The following is an 11,559-nucleotide window of genomic DNA, read 5'->3' as shown; positions in this document are numbered from 1 at the left end:
TCGTAGTACTGGCGGTAGATGGATTCCATCACCGGGTGGGATACGTCGAGTGCTGTGAGGTCCATCAGCTCGAACGGCCCGAGCTTGAAGCCCACCTGGTCGCGCAGGATGCGGTCGATGGTGGCGAAATCCGCAACGCCTTCGCCCACGATGCGCAGCGCCTCAGTGCCAAAGCCGCGCCCGGCATGGTTCACGATGAAGCCGGGCGTGTCCTGCGCCTGCACGGGTGTGTGGCCCATTTGCTTGGCATAGGCGACCAGCGCGGCGCATACAGCGGCATCGGTCTTGAGCCCGGCGATCACTTCCACTACCTTCATGAGCGGAACCGGGTTGAAAAAGTGGAAGCCCGCCAGGCGCTCGGGCCGTTGCAGGCCCGCGCCAATGGCGGTGACGGACAGGGAGGAGGTGTTGGTGGCCAGCACGGCATCCGGGCGCACCACGGCTTCTAGCTCGGCAAACAGCGTCTTTTTAACATCTAGACGCTCAACGATGGCTTCCACCACCAGGTCGCAGCCCGACAGGTCGGCCACGGCCTTGACGGGGTGCAGCCGCGCAACCAGGTCATCTGCGTGTGCGGCATCGATGCGGCCTTTGGCTACCAGCTTGTTCCACTGTTCCTGGAGGGCCGCCTTGGCCGCATCGGCGGCGCCGGGGTTGGCATCCAGCAGAAAAACCTTGCTGCCGGCCTGGGCTGCGATTTGGGCAATGCCCCGGCCCATGGCGCCGGTGCCCACGATGGCGATGGTGGGAAACTGAATTTTCATAGCGCCATTATGGCTCTGGCCTTATCTGGGACTTGTGTGCAAGAATGCCTCAGACCAGAAACAGAACTTATTGTGAAAATCCGTAACACTATTTTTGGGCCGGGGCTGTGGGTGGTTGCAGCTGGAGCTTCGGCGCTGTCCCTGGGCAGCGGCAGCGGCACTGTGGTGTTGGGATCTCCTGTTGATCTTGCGTTTGAATTGCAGCCCGACCCGGGCACCGATGTCGCGTCGTCCTGCGTCACGGCGAAGGTGGTGGCGGGCGACAACGCGATTGGCGACAGCAAGGTGCGCGTCATCCCCCTGCCCGAAGTGCGGGGCCGCCCGTCGGGCGTGCGGGTCATGGCATCCATTGCGCTGGATGAACCCGTGCTGACCGTCACCCTCACGGCAGGGTGCGCGGGCAAAACCACACGCACATACACATTTCTTTCCGACCTTCCGACCATTGCCACGCGCTCGGCTTCGGCGCTGCCGGTCGATCTTTCGCGCCTGCCCGTCGCCAGAGGGGGCGAGGCCGCTACGAACCCGGTGACTGCGCAGGACAGCCGCGCTGTGCCTGCCCCTGCCGACCGGCTGGCTACATCCCAGCCTCCAGCACCTCGGGGGCCCATCGTGGCCCGGCCTGCCGCTCCGGCCCCTGCGCGGCCTGCTGCACGTGTCCCGGCCCCCGTCAAGGCCTTGGCAGCTGGTGCTTCAACTGAACAGCGCCCCCGCCTGGTGCTGGAACCTCTGGACATCTGGCTGGACAGCCCGGTCCCGCTGCGCTCCAGTGTCGAACTCACGGTCATGCCGTCCGAAGAAATGTCGGTGCAGCGTGCGCAAGCTATTGCGCTGTGGAAGTCGCTGAACGCGCAGCCAGAAACCCTGCTCAAGGACAGCGAGCAACTGAAAACCCTGGAGTCCGAGGCGACAGCCCTGCGCGCGCAAGCTGTCAAAGACCGTGCTGCCGCAGCACAACTTCAACAGCAGCTGGAATTGGCGGAGCAAGAGCGCTTCCCGGCGACCATCGTTTACGCGCTGGGGGCCCTTCTGGCAATGGCCCTGCTTGTGGTTGCGTGGATGTGGATTCGCCTGCGCAATGCCTCCCACAAGGCCGTGCGGGCCTGGGGCGACTCGGTGGCCCTGGGCGCACGCGATGCCACTTTGGCGGAAGAGGCGCTGGGCTTGGCGCCCCATCCCGGAGATTCCTGGTTGCCGTCCGACACGCAGCCTTTTCTCGATGAGGCACCTGCTCCTGACGGGCAAGCCTCTGCAGTCATCGCTCCTGTACCCGGCCCGGCCTCGACGGCAAGTGCTCCAGTCCCGCCGCCCATGCAACCAGTGCCAACGGCCTCGCCGTCATCTGCTGCGGCATCGGCATCGTTGCATATCGTCAACCCTGAAGAGCTTTTCGACATCCAGCAGCAGGCTGAATTCTTCATTTCGGTGGGCGAGCACCAGCAGGCCATCGAGGTCTTGAAGAACCACATCGCGGAGCACCGCGAGACCTCGCCGCTGGCCTATCTGGAGCTTTTGCAGCTCTATCACACGCTTAGCCGCGTTGATGAGTTTGCCCAGTTGCGTGGGCAGTTCATGCAGTTCTTCAACGCCCAGGTGCCAGAGTTTTCCGGCTTCCACCGCACAGGGCGCATGCTCTACCACTACACCGATGCGCTGGCCGACATCGAAGCCGAGTGGACCTCTCCCGAAGTGCTTGCGTTGCTGGAGAAGCTATTGTTTCGCCGAACTGGTGCCGAGGCTGTGGAGCCCTTTGATCTCGCGGCCTATGACGATTTGCTGCTGCTGCTGTCCATCGCGCAGACCACCCCTGCCAGCGCACGGGGTGAGCCCCCACCACGCAAACGAACCACCCCTCTGGCACCACCGCGGGTCGAGACACTGGTGGCTGAATCGCTTGCGGCCCCATTCTCGGCTGCTGTCGCACTGAGGCAGGACGACGCACCGCTGGATTCGCTCGCAGCCAGCCTGGAGTTCGATTTTGGGGCCATGCCGCCAAGCCCTGCACCAGATAACAGCACTCCCGTGTCCACCGCTCCGGCCACCATTGGCTCAGACAGTGGCGATGCGGCGCTGGACCTCGATCTGTCTGAACCCGTGCACCTGACCCTTAGCGACCTTCCGCCCGTGCCCGTGACGCCCCCGCCACCCTCCGGGCAGGCCGTGGGTTTTGGCATGGAGAACGACCTGATGGAACTGCGGCTGGAACTGGAGCAGATGAAACACAAGTCCGATCACAGCAAGTGAGAACGTAGACACGTTCTGAGGGCCGGGTCGGGGGGCGTTGCCTGCGGTTGCGATGCCGTTTGGTGTCGTCCATCAAAGGCGGCGGCGCGCTTTACTGCGCCGCTGATGTTCGGCGCAGGGTTCTCAGGGCAATGGCGTTGTGTGCCATGCCCCCAGCTCCACCTTCAGGTGGTCGCCATATGCTGCATCAGCTGGGCTGCAGCGCCTTCGGGATCTGCTGCATTCACCAGGGCCCTTACCACGGCGATGGAGCCCACCCCCGTTGTCAGCACCTGCGCAAACTGCTCGGCGCCAATGCCGCCGATGGCCACTTGGGGGTAGTGGCGCATCAGCCGCGCATACACCCCCAACCGGCCCACGCCCTGGGGTGCCGTGGCCATTTTCTTGAGCGTGGTGGGGAACACCGCACCCATGGCGATGTAGCTGGGGCCTACCGCGTCGGCGCGCACCATTTCGGCATAGCCGTGGGTGCTGACGCCCAGGCGCAGGCCGGAGCTGCGCAGCGCCTGCAACTCGTCGGCTTTCAGCGCGTCCAGGTCTTCCTGGCCCAGGTGGATGCCGTAGGCACCGGCATCAATCGCCATGCGCCAGTGGTCGTTGATGAACAGCAGCGCACCCGTGCCCTGCACGGCGTGCACAGCTGCGTGCACCTCTCGCGCAATGGCGGCGGCATCGTTGGACTTGAAGCGCAACTGCACCGTGGGCACGCCCGCGCTGGCCATGCGGCCCACCCAGGCCGCATCGGGCAGAACGGCATACAGGCCCAGGCTGTCGGGGCAGGCTGCAAACTGGTGGGTGCGTGGCGTGGGTTGCAGGCCAAAGTCCTGGGGATCATCGGGCCACAGTTCTGGCTGAACGGCCCCTGTGCGCAGGGTGCGGGCCTGCCAGGCGCGGGCCAGGCATTCTGCGTCGTGGGCAATGAAGCCGAGGTGGCTGCAGGCCTGCAAGGCGGCCAGATAGGCTGGCTCCTGCGCCGTGGGGGCGGGCACAGGCTCGGGCGCAAAACCCGCAAACGTGGCCGCGTGGTGGCTCAGGATGGCGTGTGCCAGGGCGGTGGTGTCATTGGTGTCATGCATGGGCGTGGTGCCAGAAAGGTGTGCCCAGCACGGGCGTGCTGGGCTGGGCGGCATCTTGCGCGGCCATGGCGCCTGCAAGGCGCGATGCGCGACCGGCGCTGACGGCATCGGCAAACGCACCGGCCATGGCCACGGGGTCTTGCGCCAAGGCCACGGCGGTGTTCAGCAGCACGCCGTCATAGCCCCATTCCATGACCTGGCAGGCGTGCGACGGCAGGCCCAGACCTGCGTCCACGAGCATGGGCACGGTCAGGCGCTCGCGCAATGTCTGCAGCGCATACGGGTTGACGGGGCCCCGGCCGGTGCCAATGGGCGCGGCCCAGGGCATCACGGCCTGGCAGCCCACATCCACCAGGCGCTGGCACAACACCAGGTCTTCGGTGCAATAGGGCAGCACCTGAAAGCCTTGTTTGATGAGGTGTTCTGCCACGCCCACCAGGTTCAAGGTGTCGGGCTGCAGGGTGTAGTCGTCACCGATGAGTTCGAGCTTGATCCAAGGGGTGTTGAACACCTCGCGCGCCATTTCGGCGGTGGTGATGGCCTCTTGCGCGCTGTGGCAACCGGCGGTGTTGGGTAGCACGGGCACGTTGAGCTTGCGCAGCAACTCCCAGAAGCTGCTGCCGCTTTCGGCCGGGTTGCTGCCCTGGCGGCGCAGCGAGGCGGTGACCATGGCGGGCCGTGCGCGCAGTACGGCGGCTTCGAGTACGGCGGGCGAAGGGTATCGCGAGGTACCCAGCAGCAGGCGGCTGGCGAATGTCTGGCCGTACAGCACCAGCGGGTCTTGGGGCGTCGGAGTGGTCATGTGGTTACTATGTTTTTGATAGCTATCAGGGCTTGATGGACGCGCGCAGAGGGCCTATTTTCTTCAAATTTCAGGCGCTGGCTCAGCCCCCGGTCACGGGTGAGATGATTTCCACGCGGTCGCCGGGCTGCAGCCGGTGGGCGGCGTAAGCGGTGTTGGGCACAAAGGTGGTGTTCACCGCCACGGCAAAAGGCGGGCGCGCCGCGATGGCGGCCACGGCATCCGCCACGGTGGCGCCTTCGGGCAGTTCGTGCGGGGTCTGGTTGATGGAGATGTTCATGCGATGGCGGAGGCTGCGCTGGTGCTTGCTGGGGAAAGCAGTGGTGTGCCTGTCAGGTCCAGCGCAAGGTCAAAACGTTGCGAAAGCTGCGATTGTCCTGTGTTCAGCAGCTCCAGGGTCACATCCAGCATCGCCGGGGCGATCATGAAGCCGTGGCGGTACAGGCCGTTGATCTCCAGCACACCCTGGCGCGGTTGGCGGATGGCGGGCAGGTTGTCGGGCAGCGTGGGGCGGCACTGCGTGGCCAGCTCCACAATGCGGCCCTCGGCAAAGCCGGGGTGCACGGCATAGGCGGCGGACAGCAGCTCCAGCGTGGACCGCACGCTGGCGGGCGTGAGGTCGTCGGACTCGATCTCGGTGGCGCCGATCACGAACAGATGGTCTTCTTTGGGCGCGATGTAGATCGGGTAGCGCGGGTGCACCAGCCGCGTGGGGCGCTGCAGCGTCACGTCGGGCGCATGGATGCGCGCGACTTCCCCCCGCACGCCGCGCAATGCGCCCCATTGGGCCCTGGCGCCCAGGCCGCGGCAGTCCAGCACCCAGTCGGGCTGGCCGGGGGCGCCGGGGGTGAAGGCCTCGGGCGACTGAGGGCTGTGCCAGTGGGTTCGTACGGCCAGGCACTCCATCTCCACCACCAGCGCCGCCAGCAGCTGGCGGTTGTCCAGCTGGCCTTCGCCGGGCAGGTACAGGCCCTGGGCAAAGCGGTGGGCCAGCGCGGGTTCGGCCTGGGCCAGGCCGTCGCTACCCAGCTTTTCGAGCCCGGGCAGCTCGGGCACGGTGTGCTGGTTGGCCTCCAGCTGGCGCGTCAGGCGCTGGGCTTCGGCGGCGTCCTGCCGGTGCCACACGATCAGCGTGCCTGCTTGCTGGAAGAAAACCGGCTCGGCCAGCGGTGCCAGCAGCTGCGGCCAGCGGGCGAGGGCGTGGTGACCCATGCGCACCACGCCGGGCTCGGTGATGGCCGATTCGGCCAGGGGCGCGAGCATGGCAGCGGCCACCTTGGCGGCCGAGCCTTCGGCGGCAGGGCTGCCCGCGTCGTGGATGTCCACGCGGTGGCCCTGGCGGGCCAGTTCCACCGCAAGCAGGCGGCCGATGAGGCCTGCGCCCAGAATGGCAAAGGAGGAAGATGGCAGTGGCATAGGCGTTGTGGTCTGTCCGTGTGCTGCAAACGAGGCGCATGAGGGACAAAACGGGGCTGTGCCGCTTGAAAAGAAACTCCCCACGCCAGCATGATCTGGATCGGGTAGCGGGGCCATGGCATGCTGCTGTGTTGCAGCGCGGCCCCAGGGTATTTCTCAGTCCCTTCACCCGGTCCCTGGTCTTGGGCCGTGCTGGCAGGACACCCCTGTTTCGTCCGAAAAAATCAATTACAGCACAAGCCCGCGCCGCCTTCTTTGCGCTGGCGCATAGGCCATAATTTTTGCCATGACTTCTTTGACTCCGCCATCCTCTGCGCCGTCCACGCCCTCCACGCGCCGCTATGTGCGTGTGCTTTCCATCGCAGGCTCCGACAGCGGCGGCGGTGCAGGCATACAGGCCGACCTCAAGACCTTTGCCGCCCTTGGCTGCTACGGCATGACAGCCATCACGGCCATCACCGCGCAGAACACCTGTGGCGTCTCCGGCATCCACGGTGTTCCGCCAGAGATGCTCAAGGCGCAGATCGACGCGGTGGTGCAGGACATTGGCGTGGATGCCGTCAAGATCGGCATGCTGCATTCGCCCGAAGTGGTGCGCGTGGTGGCCGATGCCATCCGCACCCATCAACTGCCCCATGTGGTGCTGGACCCTGTGATGGTCGCCACCAGCGGCGACCGCCTGATTGCACAGGAGACCGTGGGTGTGTTGGTGCGAGAGCTGTTCCCGCTGGCCGAAGTGATCACCCCCAACCTGGATGAAGCAGGCTGGCTGCTGGGCCGCCCGATAGAGGGCGTTGACGCGCTGGACGCCGCTGCGCAGGCCCTGCGCGCGCTGGGTGCCCCGGCCGCACTGCTCAAGGGCGGGCACTTGCCTGGGGACTTGGTGGTGGATGTGCTGGCCCTGCCGGATGGCACCTGCCAGCGCCTGGCATCTCAGCGCATTGCCACGCACAACGGCCACGGCACGGGCTGCACGCTGTCGTCAGCCATCGCATCGCACCTGGCGCTGGGGGCGTCCCTGCCGCAGGCGGTGGAGCGCGCCCGGGCCTACATCCTGGGTGCTATCGCAGCCGGAGCCGATGTGACTACCGGGCGCGGCCATGGCCCGCTGAACCACGGCCATGCGCCGGTGGCGCAGGTAGTGGTGTAGGGCAGTTTTTTTTGGGTTTTTTGGCTGCTACCGCCTGTCCATCAAGCGATGATTGCTATTTATTTGATAGCGAATCCGCGCTGCGGCATTGCCACCAGGAATGTCGTCAGGCAGCACGCGGCCGGGTGGCCCAGGCCAGCGCAAAGCTGAACGCCAGTGCGGGCAGGGCCGAGCCCGCACCTGGCAGCACCTTGGGCGCCAGGTGGTACACCGCAATGCCTGCCAACCAGATAGCGACCGGCACCACATTCACCTTGCGCGCAGCCGCCAGCAAGGCGGGGGCATTGGTGCCAAAGGCCAGGCGCCCCAGGATCACCCCAAACAGCGGCACAAACACCGAGCTGAGCAGCAGCAAGAACGGCTCCAGGCTGTGCATAGGCAGCACCAGTGCCAGCCCCGTGCACAGTGCGGCCACCAGCAGGCCCCAGGCGCGTACGCCAAAGCGCGGCAGCAGGCTGTGGGCCGACACGGCGCCCGAATAGGTGTCGCCATAGGCGTTGTCCACCTCGTCGATGAGGATCAGCGACAGCGCAATCAGCCCGCCCTGGGCCAGCAGCAGCGCCTGCACCAGGTCCTTGCTGGGCAAGGTAAGCGCCACCAGCACCCCCAGGCTGTAGCACCACATATTGGCCAGCGCATAGCCCAGCCAGGTGCCGCGCAATGCCGAGCCGCCGTTTTTGCCATGGCGCGCATAGTCGGCCACCAATGGCAGCCAGGAGATGGGCATGGCGATCACCAGATCGAGTGCGGGCAGCACGCCCATGCCGCCTGTGCCCTGGCGCGTCCAGAGCGCTTCAAGTCCTTGGGCCTGCGCCAGCGAAAGGAACTGCCACGACAGCCACAGCAGCGACAGCACCACCAGCGGCAGCGCCACGCGCGCAATCACCTTGCGCACCAGTTGCACCATCGATCCGCTGATCAGCAGCATCACCACGCCGCCCCACAGCAGCGTGGCCAGCACCGGCCAGTGCGCGCCCGCCATGGCACCCGACTGCTGGCCGATGGCCACCGTGGCGTCGCGCATCACCACCAGCTCGAACGTGCCCCAGCCCACCAACTGAACGATGTTCAGGATGATGGGTAGGCTGGCAAAGGTGCGGCCGTAGACGGCATGCATCAGCCCGGCGCTGGCCAGGCCGCTGTCGCAGCCCAGCTTGGCCACCCAGCCCAGCAGGCCTGCGCCCACGATGGAGCCTGCGACGATGGCAATCAGTGCCTCTTTGGTGCCCAACGCGGGCATCAGGTACGCACCCACCTGCATGACCAGCAAGCCCACGCCCAGGCTGAACCAGAGCGAGGCATGGTCATGCCATTGGAAGACGCGGCGGTCGGAAGAGATGGGGGCCAGCGCCTCGTTGGTGGCGTGCGTGGCAGGGGATGAAGACATGCAAAAGCTCCGTGGCAGTACAGAGCAGGGGCGGCCCGCCCCGCCAGCGCTCCAAGGAAGGTGAGGGCATGGCTTTGGCGGACTTGCTTCCCTGCGCGAGGATGATCTCAATCAGGTTCAAAGGGACTCTCTCAGTCGACTCCGGCAGGCCGGTCTCGACACCCCTAGCGGTAGCACTTGCGTAGGCAGTGCGCTGCGGATTGTAGTGGTGTAACTGCGCGTCCGCTCAGGCAGAGGCAGCGGGTGCCACACCCAGCAGCTGGTGCAGGCGCGGGCTGGTGGTGGTGTATTGCAGCGCCACCTTGTCGCCCTTGAGCGCCTCGGCCGCGCCAAAGGCGGCCAGCGTGGCTTCATGAAACCCGCACAGAATGAGCTTGCGTTTGCCGGGGTAGGTGTTGATGTCCCCCACGGCATAGATGCCGGACACGCTGGTGCGGAAGGCTTCGGTGTCTACCACCAGTTGCTTGCGGTCCATGGCGATGCCCCAGTCGGCAATAGGGCCGAGGCGGGGCGAGATGCCCAGCACGGCCACCAGCAGATCGAGCGCCAGCGCGCGCGTGCTGCCATCGGGGTCCACCACTTGCAAGGCCGATAGCCGATCACCCATGGTGTCGATGCCTGTGATCTGCGCTGCTTCGACATGGATGCGCCCGGCGTCACGCAGTTGCTGCAGGCGCTGCAGCAGGGCGTCCGGGGCCTGGAACACGTCGCGGCGGTGCAGCAGGCTGACACGGGCGGCCTGGCCTTGCTCGGCCAGTACCACGGCGCGGGCCACGGCGGGTTCGTCGCCACCGTGCACCACCACATGCAGCCCGGTCACATCGGTTGCGGCGTGCAGGTTCTGGTAGTGCACCTGCGAACCCACAAAACGCTCGATGCCTTCTACCTTGAGCGTGCGCGGCACAAAGGCGCCCACACCGGCAGCAATGAACACAGAGCGGGCTCGCAGTTGTGCGCCCTGAGATGTTTCGACCAGCAGGCGCCCGTCAGGCTGCATCGCAAGGGCAGAAACCAGTGTGTTCAGATGCCACTGGGTTTTGAACGGGGCAGTCTGCCGCAGCAGCAAATCTGCCAGCTCTCGCCCGGTACAGACCGGGATGCCGGGGATGTCATAGATGGGCTTGTCGCCATACAGCTCGACGCACTGGCCGCCCGCATGGGGCAGGGCGTCGATGACATGGGCGGTGATGCCCTGCAGGCCCAGCTGGAAGACCTGGAACAGGCCCACGGGGCCTGCGCCGATGACGACCGCGTCGGTCTCTACAACGGCGGGCGTTTGCAAAGCCGGGTTCACCAAGGGGCGCCCGTCTGGCTTACTTCACCAGGTCGTTGATTTTCCCCGGCTTGCCATTCCACTCGTCGGCGTCGGGCAGCGCGGGCTTGCGTTTGGTGATGCTCTTCCAGCCGTCGGCAAAGGCCAGGTCGGCGTTGAGCTTGATGAAGGCAATCTGGTCTGCCGGAAGGTCTTCTTCGGCAAAGATGGCGTTGGCCGGGCATTCGGGGATGCAGACGGCGCAATCGATGCATTCATCGGGGTCGATGACAAGCATGTTCGGGCCTTCGCGGAAGCAGTCCACGGGGCACACGTCCACACAATCGGTGTACTTGCACTTGATGCAGTTTTCGGAGACGACGTGGGTCATGACAGGAGTTGTGTGGGTCGGTGAAAACCCTCGATTTTAGAAGCTTTCACCGACCTTTGGTTACAGGGCCCCTCACCTCGATGGGGTGACTGGGGTTGGGGACGCCGATCCGGATCAGTGCTCGATCAGTTGACGAGCACGGCGCCAGCGGTTTTGTGGCTGGCGGTGTCGACCAGGATCAGCGAGCCCAGCACGCGGGCTTTTGCGAACGTGGCGGCCGGAATCGCCTCTTGTAGCAGCAAGTCCACGCGGCCGATGGCGTTGGGGTCGAGCTGCGTGGCGGCTTCTTCGGCCAGCGTGTTGATGTTGAGCTTGTGCACCACGGCCTTCACCTTGGCCTTGATCCAGCGGTGGCCGTGCAGCGCCCAGTACACGCGGCCTGCGACCAGGGGTTCGTCGTCCATCCAGGCGATGGTGGTGCGCAGCTCGCGGCTGGCGGGCCAGGCGGGCACGGCGGCGGGGGTGTCGCCAAAGTCGTCGTCAGCCACAGCAGCGGCAGCGGTGGGGGCTGCCAGAATCCAGTCGCCTCGTGACACGTCCACCTCGCGGTCGAGGATGATGCCCGCGCTGGTGCCTGCGGGCACATCTTTGGGGCGGCGGGCGTGGTCCAGCACCTGGGCCACGGTGGCGAGCTGGCCGCTGGGGAAGATTTGCACGGGTGTGCCGGGCGCCACGGTGCCCGATGCCACGCGGCCCCAGAACACGCGGCGGCCTTGGGAGGTGTCGGACGAAGACGAGAACTTCTCGACCCACTGCACCGGGAAGGCCAGGGGCAGCGCCGTGTCGGCGGGGGTGTTGGGCAGCGCTTCGAGCACTTGCAGAAGCGTGGGGCCTTGGTAGCCGCACCAGCCTGCGTTGGCGTCCACCACGTTCCAGCCCTTGAGGGCCGACACGGGCACTGTGGCGTGCACTGCAATGCCTGCGGCCTGGGCAAAGCGGGCCAGCGCGCCCTGGATGTGCGTCCAGGCCAGAGCCGGGTCGGCCACAGCGTCGAGCTTATTCACGGCAAACACCAGCGAATTGACGCGCAGCAGGTGGGCCAACAGGCTGTGGCGGCGGGTTTGGGGCAGCAGGGCC

The 11,559-nt window shown here is 66.0% G+C and carries 11 protein-coding genes and 2 riboswitches; of the genes, 2 read left to right on the top strand and 9 right to left on the bottom strand.

All coding sequences use genetic code 11. The features are described from left to right. A partial coding sequence (locus tag DBR12_RS23265) for a 3-hydroxyacyl-CoA dehydrogenase NAD-binding domain-containing protein (RefSeq protein ID WP_233244940.1) occupies positions 1–764 on the bottom strand: 764 nt, incomplete at its 3' end. Between the two features lie 72 nt (positions 765–836). Here DBR12_RS23265 and DBR12_RS19815 point away from each other — a divergent pair. Then, positions 837–3,008: a hypothetical protein gene (locus DBR12_RS19815; protein WP_233244938.1), complete on the top strand. Its 2,172-nt coding sequence runs from the start codon at positions 837–839 to the stop codon at positions 3,006–3,008. 164 nt (positions 3,009–3,172) lie between these two features. Here the strand turns inward: DBR12_RS19815 and DBR12_RS19810 are convergent, their stop codons facing one another. The 4 genes from DBR12_RS19810 to DBR12_RS19795 form a co-directional block, all read right to left on the bottom strand. Next, positions 3,173–4,084: a thiamine phosphate synthase gene (locus DBR12_RS19810; protein ID WP_108618801.1), complete on the bottom strand. Its 912-nt coding sequence runs from the start codon at positions 4,082–4,084 to the stop codon at positions 3,173–3,175. Then, positions 4,077–4,886, bottom strand: coding sequence for a thiazole synthase (locus DBR12_RS19805; RefSeq protein WP_108618800.1), 810 nt, complete (start codon positions 4,884–4,886; stop codon positions 4,077–4,079). The genes DBR12_RS19810 and DBR12_RS19805 overlap by 8 nt, the downstream gene beginning before the upstream one ends. Positions 4,887–4,968: 82 nt before the next feature. After that, positions 4,969–5,166 carry a sulfur carrier protein ThiS gene (thiS, locus tag DBR12_RS19800; RefSeq protein ID WP_063460959.1) on the bottom strand — a complete coding sequence of 66 codons (198 nt, stop codon included), beginning with the start codon at positions 5,164–5,166 and terminating at the stop codon, positions 4,969–4,971. Further along, complete coding sequence (locus tag DBR12_RS19795; protein WP_108618799.1) at positions 5,163–6,302, bottom strand: FAD-dependent oxidoreductase; 1,140 nt, start codon at positions 6,300–6,302, stop codon at positions 5,163–5,165. Before DBR12_RS19795 ends, thiS begins: the two co-directional genes overlap by 4 nt. A gap of 60 nt (positions 6,303–6,362) precedes the next feature. Then, positions 6,363–6,520: riboswitch (TPP riboswitch) on the bottom strand. Positions 6,521–6,588: 68 nt separating this feature from the next. Between DBR12_RS19795 and thiD the strand changes: the two genes are divergently transcribed. After that, on the top strand, positions 6,589–7,452 hold the full coding sequence (gene thiD / locus DBR12_RS19790) for a bifunctional hydroxymethylpyrimidine kinase/phosphomethylpyrimidine kinase (protein WP_108618798.1): 864 nt from the start codon (positions 6,589–6,591) through the stop codon (positions 7,450–7,452). A 106-nt stretch (positions 7,453–7,558) separates the two neighbouring features. Here the strand turns inward: thiD and DBR12_RS19785 are convergent, their stop codons facing one another. The 4 genes from DBR12_RS19785 to DBR12_RS19770 all read right to left on the bottom strand — a co-directional run. Beyond that, entirely contained in the window at positions 7,559–8,839 is a 1,281-nt protein-coding gene (locus DBR12_RS19785; RefSeq protein WP_108618797.1) for a cytosine permease, read from the bottom strand. Positions 8,840–8,910: 71 nt separating this feature from the next. Further along, positions 8,911–9,015: riboswitch (TPP riboswitch) on the bottom strand. Positions 9,016–9,065: 50 nt separating this feature from the next. Continuing rightward, complete coding sequence (locus DBR12_RS19780) at positions 9,066–10,121, bottom strand: NAD(P)/FAD-dependent oxidoreductase (RefSeq protein WP_108618796.1); 1,056 nt, start codon at positions 10,119–10,121, stop codon at positions 9,066–9,068. Positions 10,122–10,152: 31 nt separating this feature from the next. Further along, entirely contained in the window at positions 10,153–10,482 is a 330-nt protein-coding gene (gene fdxA / locus DBR12_RS19775) for a ferredoxin FdxA (protein WP_108618795.1), read from the bottom strand. A gap of 125 nt (positions 10,483–10,607) precedes the next feature. Further along, a partial coding sequence (locus DBR12_RS19770) for a GTP-binding protein (protein WP_233244936.1) occupies positions 10,608–11,559 on the bottom strand: 952 nt, incomplete at its 5' end.

This window comes from Acidovorax sp. HMWF029, assembly GCF_003060895.1.
In the GTDB taxonomy this organism is placed as follows: Bacteria; Pseudomonadota; Gammaproteobacteria; order Burkholderiales; family Burkholderiaceae_C; genus Acidovorax.
The sequence above is the reverse complement of the archived record's forward strand: the minus strand, read 5'-3'. Positions and strand labels throughout refer to the sequence as shown.